Genomic DNA, 22,279 nt, shown 5'->3' with positions numbered 1-22,279 from the left:
GACATGCGCCGGATTCGGGCGGAATGCGAGGGTTTATGACGAGCGAGGACAAGCCCGGCTGGTTCGGGCGCCTGTTCGGGCGCAAGGGCAAGGACGAGGTCAAGCAGGACGCGCCGGAGGAAACACCGGCCCCGCCCTCCGAGGGGGATCTCGACTTCGCCACGGGCGCCGACGATGTCGAGCACATCCCGCTGCCCGAGGACGAGACGGAGATCGATGCCAATGAGGGCGCGGATCTCCTGCCGATCGAAGGCGAGGATGAACGCCCCCCGCCGGGACGGCGGGCGATGACCCGCGCCATGGGGCCGATCCTGTCGACACCGGCACGGTGAACCGCGAGCCGGAGGTCGCCCTCGATCCCGACATCCAGCCCCTTGATACCGCCGCTGCCCTCGCCCACGATGCGGGTGCAGGTCCCGAACGGGAGCCCGAGGCGAAGGGCTGGTGGAGCCGCCTGACCTCCGGCATGCGCCGAACCTCCTCGGCCCTGTCCGACCGGGTCACGGGGCTGTTCACCAAGCGCAAGCTCGACGCTACCACCCTCGAAGATCTCGAGGATGCGCTGATCCAGGCCGATTTCGGCCTGGAGACCGCGATCAAGATCTCGGAGGCGGTGGGCAAGGGCCGCTACGAGAAAGGCATCTCGCCGGACGAGGTCCGCTCCATCCTCGCGACCGAGGTCGAGCGGGCGCTCGAGCCCGTGGCGAAGCCCCTCGAGATCGACGGGACCAAGAAGCCGTTCGTGATCCTCACCGTCGGCGTCAACGGCGCGGGCAAGACCACGACGCTCGGCAAGCTCTCGTCGAAGTTCCACGCCGAGGGCCGGTCCGTGATGCTGGCGGCGGGCGACACGTTCCGCGCGGCGGCCATCGAGCAATTGAACGTCTGGGGCGCGCGCACCGGCACGCCGGTGGTCAGCGGCGCACAAGGGGCGGATGCCGCCGGTCTCGCCTTCGACGCGCTGAAGAAGGCTCAGGCGGCAGGCACCGATATTCTTCTGATCGACACGGCTGGCCGGTTGCAGAACAAGACCGGCCTGATGGCGGAATTGGAGAAGATCGTCCGTGTCCTGCGCAAGCAGGACCCGGAGGCACCGCACGCGACGCTTCTCGTCCTCGATGCGACGGTCGGCCAGAATGCCCTGTCGCAGGTCGAGTTGTTCTCGCAGGCCGCGCCGATCACCGGGCTCGTGATGACCAAGCTCGACGGCACGGCGCGAGGCGGCATCCTCGTGGCGCTGGCGGCCAAGTTCGGTCTGCCGGTGCATTTCATCGGAGTCGGAGAGGGCGTGGAGGATCTGGAACCCTTCGCCGCCCGCGACTTCGCCAGGGCCGTCGCTGGCCTGGAACGGGACTGAGACCATGCAGATCGAAGCCATTCCGCCACGTCGGCACCTGCCGCCGCTCGCCAAGCTCGGGCTCGAAATGGGTCCGCTGGTGCTGTTCTTCCTTTCCAACGCGTTCGGCGAACGTCTGGGGCTCACCGGCGATCAGGTGACCTACACTGCCATCGGGCTGTTCGTGGGCGCGACTTTCGTGTCGCTGGCAATCCACTTCGCGCTGTTGCGCCGTGTGCCGATCATGCCCCTGGTCTCGGGCGTCGTGGTGCTGGTGTTCGGCGGCCTCGCTCTCGCGCTGCAGGACAAGACGTTCTTCGTCATCAAGCCGACGATCGTGAACACCCTGTTCGGGCTGATCCTGCTCGGCGGCCTGTTGTTCAACAAGCCGCTGCTGTCGGTGGTGCTCGACAGCGTGTTCTCGCTGACCGACGAGGGCTGGCGGCGGTTGACCCTACGCTGGGGCCTGTTCTTCCTGGCGCTCGCCGTGCTGAACGAGATCGTCTGGCGGACGCAGGACTACGAGTTCTGGGTGAAATTCAAGGTGTTCGGCATCATGCCGATCACCGTGCTCTTCGCCCTGGCCCAGACCCCGCTGCTGATGCGCTACGAGCAGAAGCAGCCGGAGGCCTGAACGCCCTACCGCGCCTCCGCGACCTTGCCCGCAGCCCGGATGCGGGTGAGGACGCTGGCGTAGTTCTCGGGGGTGAGGATGCCGACGATCTTGTCGCGGATCACTCCATCCGGGCCGATGATGAAGGTTTCCGGCACACCGTAGACGCCGAAATCGATGGCCGCGCGGCCCTCCGCGTCGGCACCGACGGCCGAGAACGGGACGCCGTGCCGGTCGAGGAATTTCTGCCCCGCCGCCGGGTTAGGCTCCTTGTAGTCGATCCCGACGAGGCGGATGCCCGGCTCGCGGGCGAGCCGCATCAGCATTGGGTGCTCGACCTGGCAGGGGGCGCACCACGAGGCAAAGACGTTCAGCACCGTCACGATGCCCTTCAGGTCCGTGCTCGCGAGGCCGGGCACGGCGGCGCCGTCCTTGGCGAGGCCCGGAACGGCGGGCAGGGTGAAGCTCGGCACCGGCTTGCCGATCATGGCCGAGGGGAGGGCGGACGGGTCCGCGCCCGAGCGAAGGCGCACGAACATCACCCCCGCCAGCACGACGAAGACGACGACCGGCAGGGCCAGCAGCAGGGAGCGGCGCGGCGGCGCAGGGGCGCCGGTCTCTTCGTGAGTGCTCAACGCCGATCCTCCCCGAAGCGGCGAAGCGACCGCCGCTGGGCCGCGCGGTCGCGCAGGGCGTTCCCGACGAGGCCGACCATGATCAGCGCCGTGAAGGCGTAGGCAGCGACGATGAAGCCGCCATGCGATCCGAGATCAAACACGAAGTGGCCTAAAGGGCTTGAGGAAGCGGCGCCGAGGCAGGGGCGGGCACGATCCGGCGGGCGCCCGCATCGAGCCGTTCCGCCTCACGGATCGTCAAGGTCCGAACCCGGCGGCGCATGATCTCGGTGCGCATCGTGTAGAGATGCAACGTGGTTCCACCGAGCGTCGCCGCGCCGATCATCAGCAGCAGCGGATAGAGCATCGACGGGTCGATGCTGGACCCGCCCATCCGCAGGATCGAGGCGGGCTGGTGCAGCGTCGACCACCAGTTCACCGAGAACTTGATGATTGGCAGGTTCACCGCGCCGACCAGGGTGAGGATCGCCACCGCCCGCGCCGCCTTGTTGGGATCCTCGATGGTCCGCCACAGGGCGATGAGTCCGCAATAAATCAGGAACAGCACCAGCATCGAGGTCAGCCGGGCATCCCACACCCAGTAGGTGCCCCACATCGGCTTGCCCCAGAGCGAGCCGGTGACGAGGCAGACGAGCGTGAAGGCCGCGCCGATCGGCGCGGCGGCCCGCTGCGCCACATCCGCGAGGGGATGCCGCCAGACCAGGGTGCCGATCGCCGATAGGGTCATGGCGCCGTAGAAGAACACGCCGAGCCATGCTGCGGGCACGTGGATGTACATGATCCGCACCGTCTCGCCCTGCTGGTAATCGGCGGGCACGACGAAGAAGGTCAGGTAGAGGCCATAGGCCAAAGCCGCGACCGACAGGGTCGCCAGCCACGGTACGATCTTCCCCGACCAGCGCATGAAATGGCCGGGGTTGGACAACCGGGTCCAGAGTGAGGGCGTCGGCACGGTCTCGGACATGCCTGTGCTCCTACCTCAGGGTGCGGTGCAGCAACAATGCGCGCTTCGGCACGGGGCCTCTCAGCGGTGGAGAGCCTCGGCTTCGGGTGTGAAGCGCCCATCCTCGGCGTGGAGAATCAGGGGCGCCGCGAGGCTGAAGGGCGCCCGGCTGCCCTTCACGCCCGAGACCAGAATGCGGATCGCCGTCTCACCCGCTTTCGCCTGGATCGGCCGCACCTCGATCCCGCCGAAACGACCTCTCAGGGCCGCAAGGCATTGTGGCAGGGCATCCGCCCTGTGGATGAGCCCGAGTGTCCCGCCCGGACGGAGGATCGAGGCGCAGGTGCGGATCCACCCGTCGAGGCCGTCCGCCGGGAAGCCATGGGCGGCGGCCCTCAGAGCGTCGGGCGAGCGGCGGTAGCGCCCGTCCTCGAAGAAGGGTGGGTTCGTCAGCACCCGGTCGAAACTGTCCGGCAGCAAGCCTGCGGCGGCTCGGCCCCGGCCGGGGGCAAGCACGTCGGTCTCGATCACCGTGGCGGGAATGGCGTTGAGAGCGGCGTTCGCACGGGCCAACTCCGCCATCGCGGCATCACGCTCCACCAGCGTGACGGAAAGGCCCGGCCGCAGCACGGCGCAGGCGAGGCCGACGATCCCCGGCCCCGATCCGAGATCGCAGAGCCGCTCGCCCGGCTCTGGCGTCAGAAGCCGCGCAAGCAGCACGCCATCCGTTCCGGCCCGGTGCGCACCGCGTGGCGGCTGGCGCAGATGCAGCCTGCCGCCGAGGAAGGCGTCCGCCTCGCTCACGGCTCGCGCAACTCGTGGGCGAGACCGGCATCCTTCAAGATGCGCCGCGCTTGCGCGCCGTGATCGGTCGGCACGAGCAGGCGACGGCCGAACATACCAATCGAGCCTTCCATCGCGCTCATGTGTTCGTCCGCCACAAGAACCGGGATGCCCGCATCTTCCAGTAAGGAGCGCGCGAAGCCGATGAGGACGATATCGTTCGCGCGGATCAATTCGATCATCGGGCTGGTCTTCCTCTGCGCCGGGATACCAGCGACGGGTTGGCGCATTCGCCGCGTGGAGTACGGATGCGGTCTGTCCCATATCGGCGAATGTTGCGACGCCGCAGGCACCATGCGATTGGACGGCGCCGATGTTTTCCGCGCGGACGTTTCCCGCACGGCCCGGTTTGGGAGTCACGGATCTTGGGTATCGCCGCCACGATCGAGAACCCGCAGAAGCCTGACGAGGCCGGGCTGAACGACCTCGTCGCGCTGGTGGCTGACGGGATGAAGCGGGTCAACTCTACGATCCTGTCCCGTACGGGCTCCGATGTCGCGATGATCCCGGAGGTGGCGAACCACCTCATCGCTTCCGGCGGCAAGCGCCTGCGGCCGATCCTCACCCTCGCCTGTGCGCAACTCTGCGGCTACGTGGACGAGGCGGGCAAGGACGGTGATGTGAAGCTCGCCGCCAGCGTCGAGTTTATGCACACCGCCACGCTCCTTCACGACGACGTGGTGGACGAGAGCGACATGCGCCGGGGCCGCGTCGCCGCGCGCATCAAGTGGGGCAACGAGGCGAGCGTGCTCGTCGGCGATTTCCTTCTGGGCCAAGCCTTCCGCATGATGGTGGAGGTCGGCTCCCTGAAGGCGCTCGACATCCTCTCGGCCGCGGCGACGGTGATCGCCGAGGGCGAGGTGATGCAGCTCGCCGCCGCCAAGAACCTCGAGACCAGCGAGGATGCCTATCTCGCCGTGATCCGCGGCAAGACCGCTGAACTCTTCGCGGCGGCTTGCGAGGTCGGGCCGGTCATCGCCCAGCGCAGCGAGGCGGAGCAGGCGGCCGCCCGCTCCTACGGCATGAATCTCGGCATCGCCTTCCAACTCATCGACGACGCCCTCGATTACGGTGGCACCTCGACGGAGCTCGGCAAGAATGTCGGTGACGATTTCCGCGAGGGTAAGATCACCCTGCCGATCGTCCTTGCCTACCGGCGTAGCGACGAGGAGGAGCGAGGCTTCTGGCGCCGGACGCTGACGCGCGGTGAGATCCGCGACGACGACCTCGCCACGGCGCTGTCGATCCTGCGCCGCCACGGCACTCTGGAAGAGACTGTCGCCCGCGCTCGCCATTACGGCGAGACGGCCAAGGCCGCGCTGGATATTTTCCCCGCAGGTCCGGTGCGCTCGGCGCTCCTCGATGCGGTCGAGTTCTGCGTCGCGCGGGCGCACTGAGGCACGCGTGCCGCCAGGGGTACGCCCAGACTTATCGACAAGAGGCTAGGTCCCGTTAAGGGTTTCTTGATCCTCTCCGTGAAGGCTAACGGGTGCTTTCCGCCGACCGGATCCACCCGTGGCCGCTCTCCGTCGCTCCCTCCTCGCCCTGTCCGCCGCCGCCATCATGGTTGCGCTGGTCCCGGCCCGTTCCTGGGCGGGGGATGCCGCCACGGCGCATTCCTCGTGGAGAAGCTGCCTCGGGAGAGCCTATGCCGAGGGCGCCTCGCTGACCGGCCGGGATCTCGCGGCGGACGCAGCTTTGCGCACCTGTCGGGGTGAGGAAAGCGCCTATCTCCTTGCGCTCTCGGCTTCGCCGCTGCTCGACGCGGACGACATTGCCCAGGCACGGCCTGATCTCGTGGCGCGCGAACGCGCTGCCCTTCTCGGGACGCTCGCCGCCAATACCCTGCCGGTCCTGCGCTGAGAGCGCGAACTTACGACTTCAAACGCTTCTTGATCTTCGCCGTGAGACCGTCGCGCACGTCCCGATAGGCGTCGAGGCGTTGTTCGCGGGAAGCGTCCTGGACCAAGGTGGGGTCAGGCGTTGGCCAGTATTCCACATCGGCCGCCAGCGTGTGCGTGAGGGCGAGTGCCCTGTGGTGGGCCTCGGGCGCCAGGGTGATGATCAGGTCGAAGTTCAGACCCTCCCAATCCTCCAGCTCTTCGATCGTGCGGGGGCGGTGGCGACTCGCATTGATGCCGATCTCATCCAGCGCCGCGACCATGAACGGGTCGATCGGCTCGCCCTCGCGCACGCCGGCCGACTGCACATAGATCGACTTGCCGAAATAGTGGCGTGCGATGGCTTCGGCGGCGGGCGAGCGCACCGCATTGAAATTGCACATGAACAGGACGGATTGCACCCGCGGCTTCCGCGGGAGCGGATCGGGTGGCGGCTCGGCCATGGCGGCCTAGGCCGGACGTGCGTCCGCCACTGATTCAGCCTTTCCAGTGAAGGGCGAAGATCAGGGTGAACAGGCGGCGCGCGGTATCGTGGTCGAGATCAACCTTGCCATCGAGGCGCTGCTTCAGCGTCTCCGAGGCCTCGTTGTGCAGTCCGCGCCGACCCATGTCGATGGCCTCGATCTGGCTCGGAGAGGCAGTGCGGATCGCGTTGTAATAGCTCTCGCAGATCATCTCGTAATCGCGGATGACCCGGCGGAACGGGCTGAGGGACAACAGGTGGGTCATCACCGGGTCGCCCGCCGCCGTGCTGATGGCGAAGGAGAGCTTGTTCTCCACGAGGCCGAGGACGAGCTTGTACGGGCCCTCCCGGCCGGGAATCGAGAAGCTGTTGCCTTCCAGAATGTCGTAGAGCGCAATGGCGCGCTCGTGCTCCTGATCGGGGTTGCCGCGGGCGATGGACGCTTCGTCCAATGTCACCGCGACGAGACGATTCGGATTCTTGTCCGCCCCCTCCTTGTCCGACATCCCCACCGCCTCACAAATTCAGCCGGATCGCCACGGAGCGGGCGTGGCCTTCCAGGCCCTCCGACCGGCCAAGCGTTATCGCCGCGGGCCCGAGCGCCCGCAAGCTCTCCGGCGTACAGGCGAGCACCGTGGTGCGCTTCATGAAATCCAGCACGCCGAGCCCGGAGGAGAAACGGGCGGAGCGGGCGGTCGGGAGGACATGATTCGGGCCGCCGACGTAATCGCCTATCGCCTCGGGCGTGTGCGAGCCGAGGAATATCGCACCCGCGTTGCGGACCTTGAGGGACAGGGCTTCCGCGTCCTTCGTCTCAATTTCGAGGTGCTCGGGAGCGATTCTGTCAACGAGAGGGATCGCCTCGTCGAAGTCGCGCACGCGCACGATCGCCCCGTAATCGCGCCAGCTCGCCCGGGCGATCTCGGCGCGGGGAAGGGTGGTGAGCGCCCGCTCCACGGCCGTTTCCACGGAATCTGCGAGCTCGGCGCTGTCCGTGATGAGCACGGCCTGGGCGGCGGTGTCGTGCTCGGCCTGGGCCAGGAGGTCGGCAGCGATCCAGTCCGGGTTGGCCTCGCCATCGGCCAGGATCAGCACCTCGGAGGGGCCGGCGATCATGTCGATGCCGACCTGCCCGAACACCCGGCGCTTGGCTGCCGCGACCCAGGCATTGCCGGGGCCGACGATCTTGGCGACCGGCGCGATGGTCGCCGTGCCGTAGGCGAGGGCGGCGACGGCCTGAGCCCCGCCGACCCGGTAAATCTCGTCCACGCCCGCAAGCTGCGCGGCGGCGAGGACCAGCGGATTCAGGGTTCCATCCGGGGTCGGCACTACCATGACGATGCGCGGTACGCCCGCGACCCGCGCGGGAACGGCGTTCATCAGCACGGAGGACGGATAGCTCGCCGTCCCGCCCGGAACGTAGAGGCCGACCGATTCGAGCGCCGTCCAGCGCCAGCCGGAGGTGACGCCCAGGGCATCCGTCGCCTTGTGGTCGGCAGGCTTCTGGGCGCGGTGGAAGGTCTCGATCCGCTCGGCGGCAAGCTTCAGCGCCTCGATCGCATCAGCCGGGCAGGCGGCCACGGCGGCGGCAACCTCCTCCGGGCCGATGCGCAGACGCTCGGCCGAGAAGTCGTCGCCTAGGCGATCGAAGCGGCGCGTATAGGCGACGAGGGCGTCGTCACCCTGCGCGACCACGTCCGCGATGATCTTGCGGACGGCATCGTCCACGTCCTCGGCGATCTCGCGCTTGAGGGTCAAAAGATGCGCGAAAGACTTCGCGAAATCCGGATCCCGGCTGTCGATGCGGACCATGTTCGTCCCTCTCCGTCTCAGGCCGCCGGTCCGGCCGCGTCGTCATGTCCAGGCCGCTTGGCCGCTTCCCAGACCGGGCCGAGGTCTCGCATGCGGACCTCGATGCACTCCACCTCCAGGCGGATCGTCCCGTTCCCGGAGAACAGGATTTCCACATATCCCGATGGCGCATCACCGGGCGTGAAGGTCATCGCCAGGAGGCTCAGCGGCATCGCGTCCGGTCCCTGCCGGAGGCCGCGCGTGCGCACGCCCAGCACCCGCTCGAAATGCAGGCCCGTGAGCCGCCGACGCGGCTGCGCCTTCGGCCCGGCGGACCAGTCGAAGCGGCGCAGCACCAGGGCAAAGCGCTTCTCGGCCATCATGTAGGTCAGGTCCTCCGGCCGCAGGATCGCATCCTGCAGGTGGGCCGAGATGACCGTGAGATCCTCGGCGTCCAGGGCGGCGAGCTTCAGAAGCTCCATCTCGGGTTCCGGTCGGGTGATGGGTGCCCCCGGCGGGGCGGCAGGGCGTAGGTAGCGGCGACGGCTTGTCCGGGCAACGGCGGCGTGGTCCGATCGTCCCGCCTCATTCGCCGTTCATGATCGCACGGCTAGGTTGTGCATGACCGAGGCCGCCGGAACGCGGCCGGACGACAGACGGGACAATCACGGTGAAGCGCATCACGCTGGCGGTTCTGACCGCCCTCGCGCTCGCTCCGGCGCTGGGTACGCCGGCAAGCGCGCAATATTACCGAGACGATTATGACTACCGCCCGCGCCGTCCGCCGCCGCCGGATTACTACGACGATCGTCCCCGCCGCCATTACCGCGAGGATTACGATGACGGCCCGCGCCGCTTCGGCCGGATCTGTGTGACCGCGCGCGGCAATTGCCCGACTCGTCCGGGCCCGTTCAATGCGCCCTGCGGCTGCGAGATCCCTGGCTTCGGCCTCAAGCGCGGCGCCATTGGCGGCTGATCATTCCCTTCGAAGCGGGCGGCGAGGGCCGCCCGTTTCTCGTTGAGCGTCGGAGCAGCTTATGCTCGCACGCGTTCGATCTGCGCGCCGCACCGCCCGAGCTTGGCCTCCAGGCCCTCGAAGCCGCGGTCGAGGTGGTAGACTCGGTTGATCTGCGTCTCGCCCTCGGCGGCAAGGCCCGCGATCACGAGGGAGACCGACGCACGCAGGTCAGTGGCCATGACGGGCGCGCCGCGCAGGCGCTCGACACCCTCGACGATCGCCATGTCGCCGTCGAGCCGGATCTTCGCGCCGAGGCGGGCGAGCTCTTGCACGTGCATGAAGCGGTTCTCGAAGATCGTTTCGCGGATATGCGACTGACCCTTGGCCAGCGTCATCAGCGCCATGAACTGCGCCTGCAGATCGGTTGGGAAGCCGGGGAACGGGTCCGTCGTCACGTCCACGGCGGCGATACCCCCGCCGTTGCGGCGGACGCGGATGCCGCCATCCACCTGCGTGATCTCTGTGCCCGTGGTCGCCAGCACGTCGAGGGCGGAATGAAGCAGGTCGGCGCGCGTGTCCTTCAGGACGACATCGCCGCCGGTCATCGCCACGGCCATAGCGTAGGTGCCGGTCTCGATCCGGTCGGGAAGCACCTCGTGGCGGGCGCCGTTGAGGCGGGCCACACCCTCGATCTCGATGCGCGGCGTGCCCGCTCCCTTGATGCGCGCACCCATCTTGTTGAGGCAGTCGGCGAGGTCCACTACCTCCGGCTCGCGGGCGGCGTTCTCGATCACGCTCGTCCCATAGGCGAGAGCAGCGGCCATCAGGGCGACATGCGTGCCGCCGACGGTGACCTTCGGGAAGGACACCTGCCCCCCGCGCAGCCCCTTCTTCGTCTTGGCGATGACGTAGCCGCCGTCGATCTCGGTCTCGGCGCCGAGCTGCTGCAGTGCCATGATCAGCAGGTCGACCGGCCGCGTACCGATGGCGCAGCCGCCCGGCAGGGACACCTTCGCCTCGCCGAACCGAGCCAGCAGGGGCGCGATCACCCAGAAGCTCGCCCGCATGGTCGACACGAGGTCGTAGGGCGCCGTGGTGTCGATGATGTTCGAGGCGGTGAGGCGGATCGTCTGGCCGGTCTCGGAGGTCTGACCGGGCCGCTTGCCCACCACCATCTGATCGACGCCGTGGTTGCCGAGGATGCGGAGCAGGGCCGTGATGTCGGCCAGACGCGGCACGTTGATGAGTTCCAGCGTCTCGCCGGTCATGAGGCTGGCGATCATCAGCGGCAGGGCCGCATTCTTGGCGCCCGAAATCGGGATCACGCCGTTGAGTGGCGCGCCGCCGGTGATGTGGATGCGATCCATGGTTGTGTCCTGAGCCCCCGGCACGCGGCGGGGCCGAAATTCGTCAGAGGGCGCAGGCGCCCAGGCTTAGCCGGAGGCTGCTATAGACCGGATTTGTCGGAATCGGGACCGTTTGCCGCGAATACAACCGGCGCGTCCCGCTCCTGCGTCCCGTCGTCTCGGGCCGCATCCGGTTTTTCCGGAGTCGCCCGGCCGCGCTCCTGAGCCTTGCGCCGACGCAGATTCGCTCTGAGCGCCGCCTTCAGACGTTCGTCCCGCGAGGCCGGTTTCTCCTCGTGCATTGATCTGGATCCAGGGAGGGTTGCAGGGCGCGGAGGGCCGACCTTCGACTTGTAGCGGTTCCAGATCGGCGCAGAACCGGTATACAACGCGCCACCTCACGACAGCCAACCGGCGGCGACCCCCTCAGAAGGACGCGCAATGCCCGCATTCCGGAACTCCGGCAAGACGCTCGCCCCCGTGGCGGAGGTGCGGGCGGGCGGCGGCTACGATACGTATTTCCGCAAGGCCCTCGACGGGCTCCACAGCGAGCGGCGGTACCGTGTCTTCGCGGATATCGAGCGCATTTCCGGCCGCTTCCCGGCCGCGAAGTGGCGCCGTCCGGACGGCACGGTCGCCGAGATCACCGTGTGGTGCTCCAACGATTACCTCGGCATGGGCCAGCACCAGGAAGTGGTCGGCGCCATGACCGAGACGGCCGCACGCTGCGGCGTCGGCGCGGGCGGCACCCGCAACATCGCGGGCAACACCTCGCCCCTGGTCGATCTCGAGCGCGAACTCGCCGATCTTCACGGTAAGGAGGCGGGCCTCGTCTTCACCTCGGGCTACGTCTCGAACCAGGCCGGCATCTCCACCATTGCTAAGCTGATCCCGGACTGCCTGATCCTGTCGGATGCCTTCAACCACAACTCGATGATCGAGGGCGTGCGTCATTCCGGCTGTGAGAAGAAGATCTTCCGCCACAACGACCTGGGACATCTCGAAGAGTTGCTGCGCGAGGCAGGCGACCGGCCCAAGCTGATCGTGTTCGAGTCGGTCTATTCCATGGACGGCGACATCGCGCCGATTGGAAAGATCTGCGACCTCGCCGACCGCTACGGCGCCATGACCTACCTTGATGAGGTTCACGCAGTCGGCCTCTACGGGCCGCGCGGTGCGGGCATCGCCGAGCGCGACGGCGTGATGCACCGGGTCGACGTCATCGAGGGCACGCTCGCCAAAGGCTTCGGCTGCGTCGGAGGCTACATCACCGGCTCGGCGGCGATTTGCGACGCCGTGCGAAGCTTCGCACCCGGCTTCATCTTCACGACGGCCCTGCCGCCTGCTGTCGCTGCGGCGGCCACCGCCTCGGTCCGCTACCTCAAGCGGTCCGGCGCCGAGCGCGAAGCGCACCAGAAGCAGGCTGCCGCCACCAAGGCGGCTTTGGATGCGGCCGGTCTCCCGCTCCTCGAAACCGAGACGCATATCGTTCCGGTGATGGTGGGCGATGCCGAGCTGTGCAAGGCGGCGGCGGACCATCTGCTGGAGCGGCACAAGATCTATATCCAGCCGATCAACTACCCCACCGTGCCGCGCGGTACGGAGCGGCTGCGCATCACCCCGTCGCCGTTCCACGACGCTGCCCAGATCGCCCGCCTCACCGAGGCCCTGAGCGAGACCTGGGCGACGCTCGGCCTGCCGCGCGCGGGCACGGTCTTCGTCGAAGCGGCTGAGTAGGGGCTTCGGTCCACCGCTCTTGCCGCCATCGCAAGCGTTGGCGAAGCAATCCGGGGATGTCGGGCGCGCGAACGGCGCTCCGCATCCCTGGATTGCTTCTGCGTGCTCGCCATCTCAGCGTCCTGCCTGTAACCACCGTCGCGAATCCGCGACGCAAGAGTCCGAAACGCTATGATCTCCTCGCCCCTCATGACCGTGATGGTCGATGCCGCGCGCAAGGCCGCCCGCAGCCTGCGGCGCGACTTCGGCGAGGTCGAGAACCTTCAGGTGTCCCGCAAGGGGCCGGGTGACTTCGTCTCCGCCGCCGACCGCAAGGCCGAGGAAGTGGTGCGCGACGCGCTGCTGAAGGCGCGGCCCGGCTACAGCATGGTGCTGGAAGAGGGTGGCTTCATCGAGGGCACCGACAGGGCCCATACGTGGCACGTCGATCCCCTGGATGGCACCTCGAACTTCCTGCATGGCGTGCCGCATTTCGCAGTCTCCATCGGCCTCGAGCGCGAGGGCGTGATGGTGGCGGGCGTGGTGTTCGATCCGATCAAGGACGAATTGTTCATCGCCGAGCGTGGCAAGGGCGCCTACCTCAACAACCGCCGTATTCGGGTCGCAGCCCGTACCGAGATGGCCGATGCCCTCGTCGGCTACGGCACGCCCTATCTCGGACGCGGCAGCCACCCGCGCCTGATGCGCGAAATCGCGGCTGTCATGGCCGTGTCCGGCGGCACGCGGCGGATGGGCTCGGCGGCGCTCGACCTTGCCTACGTGGCCTGCGGACGCCTCGACGCCTACTGGGAGCGCGATCTCCAGACCTACGATTTCGCGGGCGGCGTCGCCCTGGTGCGCGAGGCCGGTGGCTTCGTGACATCCGCGGATGGCGCGGCCGAGCCGTTGGGTCCGCGTTCCGTCTGCTGCGGAAACGAGACCCTGCAGCGGGATCTGCTGGCCATCCTCAAGAAGGCTCAGACGGCCTGAGGAGCGAGCGCGCGGGACGCCTGCTGGCGCCGCGCGAGCCGTTCTGCTTTAACCGCCCCATTCTTCAGGGAAGTCTGCCCGCATGGAAGCTCGCCGCCACGTCGCGCTGAAGGAATCGATCCGCTCGATTCCCGATTATCCCAAGCCCGGCATCATCTTCCGCGACATCACCACTCTGCTGTCGGACCCGCGCTCGTTCCGGCGGGCGGTCGATGCCCTGGTGCATCCCTATGCGGGCGGCGGCATCAAGCAGGTGGCGGGAATCGAGGCGCGGGGTTTCATCCTCGGCGGCGCCATCGCCCACCAATTGTCGTGCGGCTTCGTGCCGATCCGCAAGAAGGGCAAGCTCCCGCACACGACCGTCTCGATGGCTTACGCCCTCGAATACGGCACCGACGAGATCGAGATCCATGTCGATGCGGTCGGGCCGGGAGACCGGGTGCTGCTGGTGGACGATTTGATCGCCACGGGCGGCACCGCAACGGCGGCGGTGAACCTGCTACGCAAGATCGGCGCGGAGGTCGTCGCAGCCTGTTTCGTCATCGATCTGCCCGAGATCGGCGGGGCCGCCCGCCTGCGCGACCTCGGCGTCGAAGTCCGCACGCTGATGGAGTTCGACGGACACTGAGGAATAGCCGGTCGGCGCCTGCAAAACGTTGACTTGTGCCGACCCATCCGCCATAAGCCGCCCACCCGCGACGGGGCGCCCCACCTGGGCGCCCTTCGTGTTTGTGAGACATGCAGGACGCGTGAAGGTCGGGAGCGGCATAGCCGCCCGCGAGCGCGCCTCGACCTTTGAAGGCCATTCGCTATGAAGAGAACCTATCAGCCGAGCAAGCTCGTCCGTAAGCGTCGCCACGGTTTCCGTGCGCGCATGGCCACGGCCGGTGGCCGCAAGGTGCTGGCCCGCCGCCGCGCCCACGGCCGCAAGCGCCTGTCGGCCTGAGCCCGGCGGGTTGAGACCCGCCGCCGCGCGACTCGCGCGGCCCCTTCCGGGGAATTGAAGCCGGGATCGAACGGTCGATGGCGACGATCGAACGGCTCAAGAAGCGGCCCGATTTTCTGGCCGCTGCCGCGGGCCGCCGCTTTCACACCGAACGGATGACGGCGCAGGGCAACCTGCGTTCCAGTGAGGCCGGCGGCCTGCGCCTCGGCTTCACCGTCACCAAGCGCGTCGGTCACGCGACCGAGCGTAACCGAATCAAGCGGCGTCTTCGCGCCGTCGTTGCCGAGGTCGCCGCCGCTTTGCCCGCCGACCTTGCGGACCGCACCGCCGATATCGTCCTCGTCGCCCGCCGCCCCGCCCTCCATGCGGATTTTGCGGCCCTTGCCGACGATCTCCGTAAGGCGATTCCCGCGGTGACCCGCGTCGGCAAGCCGGATCACGGCGGCAAGCCTCCCTCCTCATCATCTCGACGCGGAAAGCGCCCTCCGGCGCTGCCCGCGTCCCCGAACAAAGGCCTTGGTGTCCCCGATGGGCAATGACAAGACCAACATGTTCGTGGCCATCGGCCTGTCGCTGCTGGTGCTGCTCGGTTGGCAGTACTTCGTAGCTGGGCCTCGCCTCGAGCAGCAGCGGCAGATCGAAGCGCAGAACAAGGCGGCTCAGGCGCAGACGCAGCCGCCGGGCGTGACGCCGGACGGCGTGCCCTCGCCCTCGCCGAAGGAGGGCGGCCCGGCCGCACCCGCGCCGGGCACGGCACCGATGCCTGCGGGCGGTCCGGTCTCGCGCGAGGCCGCGCTCGCCCGCGCCCCGCGTGTGAAGATCGAGACGCCGGCCCTCTCGGGTTCGATCAACCTGAAGGGCGCGCGCATTGATGACGTCGCGCTGAAGAACTACCACGAGACCATCGACCCCAAGAGTCCGGAGATCGTGCTGTTCTCCCCGGCCGGGACCGAGACGCCCTATTACGCCGAGTTCGGCTGGGTTGGTTCCAACGCCAAGCTTCCGAACAGCGAGACGGTCTGGACCGCCGACGGCAAGACTCTCTCCCCCGGCATGCCCGTGACCCTGACCTGGGACAACGGCGAGGGCCTGACGTTCAAGCGCATCGTCGCGGTGGACGACAAGTACATGTTCTCGGTCCGCGACTCGGTCGAGAACAAGGGCTCCAACGCCGTCACGCTCTATCCGTATAGCCTCGTCTCCCGCTGGGGTAAGCCGCACACCCAGGGCTATTACGTCCTGCACGAGGGCATGATCGGCTATCTCGGCGACGACGGCCTCCAGGAGATCACCTACGACAAGCTCGCCAAGGAAGGCGCCTATGGCGGCGCCAACACCAAGGGCAAGGCTTTCAACAACGTGACCGGCGGCTTCCTCGGTATCACGGACAAGTACTGGGCGGCGGCGGTCATCCCGGAGCAGAACGCCCCCTATACCGGTGCCTTCACCGACCGCACCGATGGCGCGACCAACGTCTACCAGGCGAGCGCCCGTGGCGATGCGGTGAACCTTGCCGCCGGTACCTCCGTCTCGGCCAACCAGCGCCTGTTCGCGGGTGCCAAGGAGGTCAACGTCATCAACGCCTACCAGAAGGATCTCGGCCTCCGGCACTTCGATCTGATGATCGACTGGGGCTGGTTCTGGTTCATCACCCAGCCGATGTTCCGGGCTCTGGACTTCATCTACCACCTGTTCGGCAATTTCGGCGTCTCGATCCTGATCGTGACGCTCTGCCTGAAGCTGCTGTTCCTGCCGATCGCCAACCGCTCCTACGTCTCGATGGCCAAGATGAAGGCCGTCCAGCCGGAGATGACCGCCATCCGTGAGCGGTACAAGGAGGACAAGGTCAAGCAGCAGCAGGCCATGATGGAGCCTGTACAAGAAGGAGAAGATCAATCCGGTCGCGGGCTGCTGGCCTGTGCTGATCCAGATCCCGGTCTTCTTCGCGCTCTACAAGGTCCTGTTCATCACCATTGAGATGCGGCACGCGCCGTTCTTCGGTTGGATCCACGATCTTGCCGCGCCTGATCCGACGAGCATCGTGAACCTGTTCGGCCTGCTTCCCTTCACGCCGCCGGAATGGGTCCCGATCCATCTGGGCGTGTGGCCGATCATCATGGGCATTACGATGTTCATCCAGATGAAGATGAACCCCGCGCCGCCGGACCCGGTGCAGGCTCAGATCTTCACCTTCATGCCCATCATCTTCACCTTCATGCTCGGCTCGTTCCCGGCGGGACTGGTGATCTACTGGGCTTGGAACAACACCCTGTCGGTGCTGCAGCAATACGTCATCATGCGTCGTAACGGCGTGAAGGTAGAGCTGTGGGACAACCTGCGCGGTATGTTCAAGCGCGGTTCCAAGACACCGGCCAAGACGGCGCCGACCAAGGGCTGACGTGACCACCGAAAATATGACAGACGACGAAACGGCCGGCCTCATCGAGGCCGGCCGCCTGCTGTTCGCGGGCAGCGCGGATTTCTACGCTGCCGCCCAGACCCTCGACCGATTGCCGCCGATGGAGGGCATCGAGATCGCCTTTGCCGGACGCTCGAACGTCGGCAAGTCGAGCCTCATCAACGCGCTCACCGGCCGCAACACCCTGGCGCGGGTCTCCCACACCCCTGGGCGCACACAGCAGTTGAACTTCTTCCGCATTGGCGACCGCATGTCCCTGGTGGACATGCCGGGCTACGGCTACGCCGCGGTGGAGAAGGCCAAGGTCGAGGCCTGGACGCACCTGATTCATTCCTACCTGAAGGGTCGCGCCAACCTCGCCCGCGTGTTCGTGCTCATCGATTCCCGCCACGGGTTGAAGAGTATCGACACGGACGTACTCGACGGGCTCGATAAGGCGGCGGTGAGCTATCAGGTCGTGCTGACCAAGGCAGACGCTCTCAAGAAGAGCCAGATCGAGTCACGTCTGGCGGGGATTCGCGAAGCATTGGCCAAGCGCCCTGCCGCTTATCCGGAAGTGATTCTCACATCCAGCCGGGACGATTCCGGCGTCGCCGACCTCCGTGCTGCCGTCGCGCGCCTGTTAGCGGAGCGCGGCGCGTGAGGCTCGCGGGCGCTGATCGTGCGCTCGGCGCCTTCGCCTGCCTCAGCGGCCTGCTCGGCGTGGCCGCGAGCGCGGCCTCGGCCCACATGGCGGGCGCCGAGTCGCTCAAGACGGCCGCGCAATTCCTGCTGTTCCATGCCCCCGCCATCCTCGCCCTGATCGGGCTCGGTGCGGCGGGTCTGCTCCGAGCGCCGTTGGCCCGTGGCGCCGCGGGGCTGGTCGCGATTGGCCTATGCCTGTTCTGCGGCGATCTCGCCCTTCGCGTGCTGGCGGGACATCCCCTGTTCCCCATGGCGGCACCGAGCGGCGGTTTTGCCTTGATGGGCGGGTGGCTGCTCGGGATCGTCGCTCTGCTCGTACCGAGCCGGGGCTGAGCTACTCCTTAGGCACGTTCTCGCGGTCCTTCAGCGCCGCCGCAAAGAGATCCGCGGCATCCTTGTGGAAAGCCGCACGGGACGCGCCGCGCCCGTAGAACATGTGCCCGCCGGGATAGACCGTCAGGTTCAATCGCCCTCCGCCATAGGGGGGATCTGGGCGATCTGAAGCTTCGAGGCGAAGTAGGGCGTCACGAGATCGGTGGCGCCGTGGGCAACGAGAACCCGCAATTTTCCGTCGAGCGCCAGCGCGCTTTTGAGGGCCGAGAGGGCCTCGGGGGATTGGCGGCTCGAGCCCCAGTTCCAGCCATGATTCACCGCGCTGCTGAGCAGCTCGTAGCGCATGTTCGGCACCGGCCATTTCAAGGTGCGGGCGTACAGATCCAGCATCGCGCTGGTGAGCGGCGCCTGCATCGCCGTGAGTTGCGGATCATCGAAACCCGAGGAGAGCGAATCCGGATCGCTGTCCCAACCGGTGAGGCCGGTATCGTAGAGGCTTGCGACCCGGCCGTTCTCCCGGCCGATCTCGCGCTGGATTCCCCGCCCCGAGGGACGACCTGCCTGACGGCGGAAGAATTCACGGTCGAGACCGGTCATGGACGAGAGGCGGTCGGACATACGCCCCACGGCCTGGGTATCGGCCGGTCCCTTCAGGAGGTCGGCGAGATAGGCGCCCGTGGCGTAATCCTCGGCCGAAGCCAGGGTTTCGGCGCCAGGCGTTTTGCCCTGGCGTTCAAGCCCAGTGGCCGCGAGCGAGGGCAGGCGCAGCACGTAGCCCCAGGGGTCGGTGCGCGGTCGCTCAAGCCATGCGAAATCGAGCACGGGCGACAGCAGCACCATGCCGGACAGGCCGATGCCGATCTCTTCCTGCAACTTCGAAGTGATGAGCGGACCCCGGAATCCACCATAGCTCTCGCCGACATAGAATTTCGGGCTCGCCATGCGGTTGTTGACCCGCAGGTAGCGGGCAATGACCGCCGCGAGTGTCGAGGCGTCGGAATCGACCGACCAGTATTTCTTGCCGTCGCCATCGGTCGCGCGGCTGTAGCCGGAGCCGACCGGATCGATGAAGACGAGATCGGTGAAATCAAGCCACGTCCCGTCGTTCGGCACGAGGCCGACGCCCTGCGACGAGCTGATCGTGTCCGTGCCGATCGGGAGCCGCCAGGGCCCGATGGCGCCGATATTGAGGTAGGCCGAGGCCGCGCCCGGTCCGCCATTGACCGCGAAGGTCACGGGCCGTTCGCGTCCGTTTTCCGCCGGGCGCGTGAAGGCGATGTAGCCGATCTCGGCCTGCAGTTTTCCGCCCTCGTCCACCAGAGGCAGGCTGCCTGCCGTCGCCGTGAAGTCGAGCTTGCGCCCGTCGGGCAGGGTGATGCTCTGGCTCGTCACCGAATCGGCGGGAAGGCGCCGCCCCTCCGGCCCCGAAGCCTGCGCACGGGCAGAAGGCGCGTGAGGCGAGGGGCCATGGGTTGAATCTTGCGCCGCAAGCGGCAGGGGGGTGGCCAGGGCCAGCAGGAGGGCGGTCGCGAGGCGGCCGGCGGTTGGAATCGTCATGGAGGGCGTCACGCCTTCTTGTTCCAGCGACCGGATTCGTCCTGTTGCCAATAGGCGATCGTGTGGCCCGCTTCCTTGGCCTGCTTCCACTGCTCGCGGGCGCGCAGCAGCGCGTCCTGGTCCGTCCCGTCGAACAGCACGCAGATGCGGGCATAGCCGGACGCATCCGAAGGCAGATCAGCGCCTTCCACGAGGAAGCGGATCGACGCGCCGTTCGGGTTCGTGTCCTTCAGGGTCAGGACGACGGGCTGGCTCGCGGCATCGGGCTCGCGGTCCGTGCCGTGAGGCAGGAAGCTTTCGTCGGAATAGGTCCAAAGCTGGTCGTCGAGGGCGGCGAGCCGCTCCTCGCTAGCCGCCTGGATCGCCGCCTGCCAGCCGCGTTCGAGCGAGCGCTCCACGAGGGTGGGGAGCACCCGTTCCAAGGGCTGGTGCTGCAAGTGGTAGAACAGAATCTCGGTCACGATACCGGCAAGATAGGGCCGCGCCGCCTTTCAGCGAAGGACGGCGGCAGGATCACGCACCGGACCCCCGTGCTCAGACCAGACGGCTCTGCTCGATGGCCGCGCCGACGAAGCCCTTGAACAGCGGATGCGGCTCGAAGGGGCGGGACTTCAGTTCCGGGTGGAACTGCACCCCGATGAACCACGGGTGACCGACATGCTCCACCGTTTCCGGCAGGAGCCCGTCCGGCGACAGACCGGAGAACCGCAGACCCTTCGCCTCGAGACGCTCGCGATAGCCCATGTTGACTTCGTAGCGGTGCCGGTGGCGCTCGGAGATGCGGTCGGAGCCGTAGATCTGTGCGATCTTCGACTCGGGGTCGAGCTTCGCCTCGTAGGCGCCAAGCCGCATCGTGCCGCCGAGATTGCCCTCGGCCGCCCGGCGCTCGAGCTCGTTGCCACGCAGCCATTCGGTCAGCAGGCCGACGACCGGCTCCGAGGTCTCGCCGAACTCGGTCGAGTTGGCGTCGGGAATGCCCGCGAGCGAGCGGGCCGCCTCGATCACCGCCATCTGCATGCCAAAGCAGATGCCGAGATAGGGGATCTTCTTCTCGCGGGCGTAGCGGGCCGCGCGAATCTTGCCCTCGGCGCCGCGCTGGCCGAAGCCGCCCGGCACGAGGATGCCGTTCAGCCCTTCGAGGAACGGGGCCGGGTCCTCGTTCTCGAACACCTCGGCCTCGATCCACTGGAGGTTCACTTTCACCCGGTGGTTAATGCCACCGTGAGTCAGCGCCTCGATCAACGACTTGTAGGCGTCCTTGAGACCCGTGTACTTGCCGACGATGGCGATGGAGACCTCGCCCTCAGGGTTGCGAACGCGCTCGGCGATAGTGCGCCACTTGGCGAGATCCGGCTCGTCGCCATGCTCCAGGCCGAAATGGCCGAGCACCTCCCGGTCGAGCCCGGCGGTGCGATAGGAGAGGGGCACCTCGTAGATCGAGGCCACGTCCCGCGCCTCGATGACGGCCGTCTCGCGCACGTTGCAGAACAGGGCAAGCTTGCGCCGCTCCTCCACCGGGATCGGCCGGTCGCAGCGGCAGAGCAGGATGTCGGGCTGGATGCCGATGGAGCGCAGCTCCTTCACGGAATGCTGCGTCGGCTTGGTCTTCAGCTCGCCCGCGCTCGGGATGTAGGGCAACAGCGTCAGGTGCACGAAGGCGGTTGTGCCGCGTGGCAATTCCTGGCCGAGTTGGCGGATCGCCTCGAAGAAGGGCAGGCCCTCGATGTCGCCGACCGTGCCGCCGATCTCGACCAGCACGAAGTCGAACGCCTCGTTCCCCTCCAGGACGAAGTCCTTGATGGCGTTGGTGACGTGGGGAATCACCTGGATTGTCGCGCCGAGGTAATCCCCGCGCCGCTCCTTGGCGATGATGTCCTGATAGATGCGGCCGGTCGTGATGTTGTCCGCCCGTGAGGCCGGAACGCCCGTGAACCGCTCGTAGTGCCCGAGATCGAGATCGGTCTCGGCGCCGTCGTCAGTCACGAAGACCTCGCCGTGCTGAGTCGGGCTCATCGTGCCCGGATCCACGTTCAAATACGGGTCGAGCTTACGCATCCGCACGCGGTAGCCGCGTGCCTGAAGGACCGCCGCGAGGGCAGCTGAGGCGAGACCTTTGCCGAGGGAAGAGACCACGCCGCCGGTGATGAAAACGTACCGCGTCATGGGCCTCGATCCATAAAGAAGGCAGCCGCATTTGCCAAACGGTCAGACCGTGCAAAGCGGCGGTGGCTGGGGATGGCACGCGAAACGGCCGCGGGTTCGAGACCCGCGGTCGATCCGTGCAGAATGGTTTGGGGGCGCGGGCGAAGTGCGGCCCGCGCAGGCACGTTCAGCGCGATTGCGGCGCGGCGGGCGCGCCGGATTCCGGCGCAGGCTGGGCCGGCGCCTGCTCGGGCGTGCGGTCCTGCGCCTTGCGCAGCGTGTCCAGAAGGTTGTCGGCACCGGTCGGCTTCTGAGCAGGCGTGGCCGGAGCGCCCGGCACCGGGGCGCCCGAGTCGAGAATCGACTTCGGGGCCGCCGAGCGGTGCGACATCACAGCAAGCGCCAGGCTGGTGCAGAAGAAAAGGGCCGCGAGAATCGCGGTCGCCCGGGTAAGGGCATTCGCCTGGCCCCGGCCGGTCATGAAGCCGCCGACACCGCCGCTGCCGCCCCCGCCGAGGCCGAGGCCGCCCTCGGACCGCTGAAGCAGCACGACGCCGATCAGCGAGAGAACGATAAGAAGGTGGACAACGATCAGGACGGTCTGCATCGGGGATCCGGTCTTCGCTCACCCGTGCCGACCGGAGGCGGTCGAGGCACAGGAAA

24 protein-coding genes and 3 pseudogenes are annotated in these 22,279 nt (G+C 67.5%); 13 read left to right on the top strand and 14 right to left on the bottom strand.

What is annotated here, in order from left to right:
- Positions 1-35: 35 nt before the first annotated feature.
- Positions 36-1,357: pseudogene (gene ftsY / locus ACFQE0_RS01465) on the top strand (signal recognition particle-docking protein FtsY).
- 4 nt (positions 1,358-1,361) lie between these two features.
- A complete protein-coding gene (locus ACFQE0_RS01460; RefSeq protein WP_378966416.1) occupies positions 1,362-1,970 on the top strand; it encodes a septation protein A in 609 nt (202 codons plus the stop codon).
- A gap of 5 nt (positions 1,971-1,975) precedes the next feature.
- On the opposite strand, the gene ACFQE0_RS01455 is transcribed toward ACFQE0_RS01460, so the two are convergent.
- From ACFQE0_RS01455 to ACFQE0_RS01435, 5 genes are read right to left on the bottom strand one after another with little or no spacing between them, the layout of a single operon-like run.
- Positions 1,976-2,584 (bottom strand): DsbE family thiol:disulfide interchange protein, encoded by a 609-nt coding sequence (locus ACFQE0_RS01455; protein WP_378966414.1) that lies wholly within the window; start codon positions 2,582-2,584, stop codon positions 1,976-1,978.
- Positions 2,581-2,727 (bottom strand): heme exporter protein CcmD, encoded by a 147-nt coding sequence (ccmD, locus tag ACFQE0_RS01450; RefSeq protein WP_378966412.1) that lies wholly within the window; start codon positions 2,725-2,727, stop codon positions 2,581-2,583. The genes ACFQE0_RS01455 and ccmD overlap by 4 nt, the downstream gene beginning before the upstream one ends.
- An 8-nt stretch (positions 2,728-2,735) precedes the next feature.
- Positions 2,736-3,548: a heme ABC transporter permease gene (locus ACFQE0_RS01445; RefSeq protein WP_378966409.1), complete on the bottom strand. Its 813-nt coding sequence runs from the start codon at positions 3,546-3,548 to the stop codon at positions 2,736-2,738.
- 60 nt (positions 3,549-3,608) lie between these two features.
- Complete coding sequence (locus ACFQE0_RS01440) at positions 3,609-4,331, bottom strand: tRNA1(Val) (adenine(37)-N6)-methyltransferase (protein ID WP_378966407.1); 723 nt, start codon at positions 4,329-4,331, stop codon at positions 3,609-3,611.
- On the bottom strand, positions 4,328-4,552 hold the full coding sequence (locus tag ACFQE0_RS01435; RefSeq protein WP_378966405.1) for a putative signal transducing protein: 225 nt from the start codon (positions 4,550-4,552) through the stop codon (positions 4,328-4,330). Before ACFQE0_RS01435 ends, ACFQE0_RS01440 begins: the two co-directional genes overlap by 4 nt.
- Positions 4,553-4,741: 189 nt before the next feature.
- Between ACFQE0_RS01435 and ACFQE0_RS01430 the strand changes: the two genes are divergently transcribed.
- Both ACFQE0_RS01430 and ACFQE0_RS01425 read left to right on the top strand, forming a co-directional pair.
- Positions 4,742-5,767 (top strand): polyprenyl synthetase family protein, encoded by a 1,026-nt coding sequence (locus ACFQE0_RS01430; RefSeq protein ID WP_378975189.1) that lies wholly within the window; start codon positions 4,742-4,744, stop codon positions 5,765-5,767.
- A gap of 118 nt (positions 5,768-5,885) precedes the next feature.
- Positions 5,886-6,233, top strand: a complete 348-nt coding sequence (locus tag ACFQE0_RS01425) for a hypothetical protein (protein ID WP_378966403.1) — start codon at positions 5,886-5,888, stop codon at positions 6,231-6,233.
- Between the two features lie 10 nt (positions 6,234-6,243).
- Here ACFQE0_RS01425 and ACFQE0_RS01420 read toward each other — a convergent pair whose 3' ends face one another.
- Genes ACFQE0_RS01420 through ACFQE0_RS01405 form a run of 4 tightly spaced genes read right to left on the bottom strand, consistent with a single transcriptional unit; the run spans position 6,244 to position 9,007 of the window.
- Positions 6,244-6,714 carry an arsenate-mycothiol transferase ArsC gene (locus tag ACFQE0_RS01420; RefSeq protein WP_378966401.1) on the bottom strand — a complete coding sequence of 157 codons (471 nt, stop codon included), beginning with the start codon at positions 6,712-6,714 and terminating at the stop codon, positions 6,244-6,246.
- A 34-nt stretch (positions 6,715-6,748) separates the two neighbouring features.
- Complete coding sequence (locus tag ACFQE0_RS01415) at positions 6,749-7,240, bottom strand: UPF0262 family protein (RefSeq protein ID WP_378966398.1); 492 nt, start codon at positions 7,238-7,240, stop codon at positions 6,749-6,751.
- A 10-nt stretch (positions 7,241-7,250) separates the two neighbouring features.
- Complete coding sequence (gene hisD / locus ACFQE0_RS01410) at positions 7,251-8,546, bottom strand: histidinol dehydrogenase (RefSeq protein ID WP_378966396.1); 1,296 nt, start codon at positions 8,544-8,546, stop codon at positions 7,251-7,253.
- Between the two features lie 17 nt (positions 8,547-8,563).
- Entirely contained in the window at positions 8,564-9,007 is a 444-nt protein-coding gene (locus ACFQE0_RS01405; protein WP_378966395.1) for a DUF2948 family protein, read from the bottom strand.
- Positions 9,008-9,195: 188 nt separating this feature from the next.
- Here ACFQE0_RS01405 and ACFQE0_RS01400 point away from each other — a divergent pair, with 188 nt between their 5' ends.
- Positions 9,196-9,501 (top strand): hypothetical protein, encoded by a 306-nt coding sequence (locus tag ACFQE0_RS01400; RefSeq protein WP_378966394.1) that lies wholly within the window; start codon positions 9,196-9,198, stop codon positions 9,499-9,501.
- A gap of 59 nt (positions 9,502-9,560) precedes the next feature.
- Here ACFQE0_RS01400 and murA read toward each other — a convergent pair whose 3' ends face one another.
- Positions 9,561-10,850, bottom strand: coding sequence for a UDP-N-acetylglucosamine 1-carboxyvinyltransferase (murA, locus tag ACFQE0_RS01395; RefSeq protein ID WP_378966392.1), 1,290 nt, complete (start codon positions 10,848-10,850; stop codon positions 9,561-9,563).
- Positions 10,851-11,270: 420 nt separating this feature from the next.
- Between murA and hemA the strand changes: the two genes are divergently transcribed.
- The 8 genes and pseudogenes from hemA to ACFQE0_RS01355 all read left to right on the top strand — a co-directional run bounded on the left by hemA (position 11,271) and on the right by ACFQE0_RS01355 (position 17,917).
- On the top strand, positions 11,271-12,566 hold the full coding sequence (gene hemA / locus ACFQE0_RS01390) for a 5-aminolevulinate synthase (protein ID WP_378966389.1): 1,296 nt from the start codon (positions 11,271-11,273) through the stop codon (positions 12,564-12,566).
- A gap of 171 nt (positions 12,567-12,737) precedes the next feature.
- Positions 12,738-13,535, top strand: coding sequence for an inositol monophosphatase family protein (locus tag ACFQE0_RS01385; RefSeq protein WP_378966387.1), 798 nt, complete (start codon positions 12,738-12,740; stop codon positions 13,533-13,535).
- Between the two features lie 82 nt (positions 13,536-13,617).
- Entirely contained in the window at positions 13,618-14,163 is a 546-nt protein-coding gene (locus tag ACFQE0_RS01380) for an adenine phosphoribosyltransferase (RefSeq protein ID WP_378966385.1), read from the top strand.
- A gap of 183 nt (positions 14,164-14,346) precedes the next feature.
- Positions 14,347-14,481 carry a 50S ribosomal protein L34 gene (gene rpmH / locus ACFQE0_RS01375; protein ID WP_238205808.1) on the top strand — a complete coding sequence of 45 codons (135 nt, stop codon included), beginning with the start codon at positions 14,347-14,349 and terminating at the stop codon, positions 14,479-14,481.
- 77 nt (positions 14,482-14,558) lie between these two features.
- Positions 14,559-15,020 carry a ribonuclease P protein component gene (gene rnpA / locus ACFQE0_RS01370; protein ID WP_378966382.1) on the top strand — a complete coding sequence of 154 codons (462 nt, stop codon included), beginning with the start codon at positions 14,559-14,561 and terminating at the stop codon, positions 15,018-15,020.
- Positions 15,010-16,879: pseudogene (gene yidC / locus ACFQE0_RS01365) on the top strand (membrane protein insertase YidC). The gene rnpA and the pseudogene yidC overlap by 11 nt, the downstream one beginning before the upstream one ends.
- 16 nt (positions 16,880-16,895) lie before the next feature.
- The gene (yihA, locus tag ACFQE0_RS01360; RefSeq protein WP_378966380.1) at positions 16,896-17,543 is read left to right on the top strand and encodes a ribosome biogenesis GTP-binding protein YihA/YsxC; all 648 of its coding nucleotides are present in this window, start codon (positions 16,896-16,898) and stop codon (positions 17,541-17,543) included.
- Positions 17,540-17,917, top strand: a complete 378-nt coding sequence (locus ACFQE0_RS01355) for a DUF423 domain-containing protein (protein ID WP_378966377.1) — start codon at positions 17,540-17,542, stop codon at positions 17,915-17,917. Before yihA ends, ACFQE0_RS01355 begins: the two co-directional genes overlap by 4 nt.
- Before the next feature lies 1 nt (position 17,918).
- Here the strand turns inward: ACFQE0_RS01355 and ACFQE0_RS01350 are convergent.
- From ACFQE0_RS01350 to secG, 4 genes and pseudogenes are all read right to left on the bottom strand, one after another.
- Positions 17,919-19,474: pseudogene (locus ACFQE0_RS01350) on the bottom strand (S10 family peptidase).
- Positions 19,475-19,482: 8 nt separating this feature from the next.
- Positions 19,483-19,935 carry a DNA polymerase III subunit chi gene (locus ACFQE0_RS01345; RefSeq protein WP_378966375.1) on the bottom strand — a complete coding sequence of 151 codons (453 nt, stop codon included), beginning with the start codon at positions 19,933-19,935 and terminating at the stop codon, positions 19,483-19,485.
- A gap of 73 nt (positions 19,936-20,008) precedes the next feature.
- The gene (locus ACFQE0_RS01340) at positions 20,009-21,637 is read right to left on the bottom strand and encodes a CTP synthase (protein ID WP_378966373.1); all 1,629 of its coding nucleotides are present in this window, start codon (positions 21,635-21,637) and stop codon (positions 20,009-20,011) included.
- 166 nt (positions 21,638-21,803) lie between these two features.
- Complete coding sequence (secG, locus tag ACFQE0_RS01335; protein WP_378966371.1) at positions 21,804-22,223, bottom strand: preprotein translocase subunit SecG; 420 nt, start codon at positions 22,221-22,223, stop codon at positions 21,804-21,806.
- Between the last annotated feature and the right edge of the window lie 56 nt (positions 22,224-22,279).

Source organism: Methylobacterium komagatae (assembly GCF_042661665.1).
GTDB lineage: Bacteria > Pseudomonadota > Alphaproteobacteria > Rhizobiales > Beijerinckiaceae > Methylobacterium > Methylobacterium komagatae.
Note: the sequence above shows the minus strand (reverse complement) of the source record. Positions and strands in the feature narration are given on the sequence as shown.

What these genes read in the sequence shown, in the direction of transcription:
- ACFQE0_RS01445 (WP_378966409.1), bottom strand. Translation starts at nt 3,548, where the DNA reads ATGTCCGAGACCGTGCCGACGCCCTCACTCTGGACCCGGTTGTCCAAC.
- rpmH (WP_238205808.1), top strand. Translation starts at nt 14,347, where the DNA reads ATGAAGAGAACCTATCAGCCGAGCAAGCTCGTCCGTAAGCGTCGCCAC.
- hemA (WP_378966389.1), top strand. Translation starts at nt 11,271, where the DNA reads ATGCCCGCATTCCGGAACTCCGGCAAGACGCTCGCCCCCGTGGCGGAG.
- ACFQE0_RS01380 (WP_378966385.1), top strand. Translation starts at nt 13,618, where the DNA reads ATGGAAGCTCGCCGCCACGTCGCGCTGAAGGAATCGATCCGCTCGATT.
- ACFQE0_RS01420 (WP_378966401.1), bottom strand. Translation starts at nt 6,714, where the DNA reads ATGGCCGAGCCGCCACCCGATCCGCTCCCGCGGAAGCCGCGGGTGCAA.
- secG (WP_378966371.1), bottom strand. Translation starts at nt 22,223, where the DNA reads ATGCAGACCGTCCTGATCGTTGTCCACCTTCTTATCGTTCTCTCGCTG.
- ACFQE0_RS01415 (WP_378966398.1), bottom strand. Translation starts at nt 7,240, where the DNA reads ATGTCGGACAAGGAGGGGGCGGACAAGAATCCGAATCGTCTCGTCGCG.
- yihA (WP_378966380.1), top strand. Translation starts at nt 16,896, where the DNA reads ATGACAGACGACGAAACGGCCGGCCTCATCGAGGCCGGCCGCCTGCTG.
- hisD (WP_378966396.1), bottom strand. Translation starts at nt 8,546, where the DNA reads ATGGTCCGCATCGACAGCCGGGATCCGGATTTCGCGAAGTCTTTCGCG.
- ACFQE0_RS01340 (WP_378966373.1), bottom strand. Translation starts at nt 21,637, where the DNA reads ATGACGCGGTACGTTTTCATCACCGGCGGCGTGGTCTCTTCCCTCGGC.
- rnpA (WP_378966382.1), top strand. Translation starts at nt 14,559, where the DNA reads ATGGCGACGATCGAACGGCTCAAGAAGCGGCCCGATTTTCTGGCCGCT.
- ACFQE0_RS01435 (WP_378966405.1), bottom strand. Translation starts at nt 4,552, where the DNA reads ATGATCGAATTGATCCGCGCGAACGATATCGTCCTCATCGGCTTCGCG.
- ACFQE0_RS01385 (WP_378966387.1), top strand. Translation starts at nt 12,738, where the DNA reads ATGATCTCCTCGCCCCTCATGACCGTGATGGTCGATGCCGCGCGCAAG.
- murA (WP_378966392.1), bottom strand. Translation starts at nt 10,850, where the DNA reads ATGGATCGCATCCACATCACCGGCGGCGCGCCACTCAACGGCGTGATC.
- ACFQE0_RS01460 (WP_378966416.1), top strand. Translation starts at nt 1,362, where the DNA reads ATGCAGATCGAAGCCATTCCGCCACGTCGGCACCTGCCGCCGCTCGCC.
- ACFQE0_RS01405 (WP_378966395.1), bottom strand. Translation starts at nt 9,007, where the DNA reads ATGGAGCTTCTGAAGCTCGCCGCCCTGGACGCCGAGGATCTCACGGTC.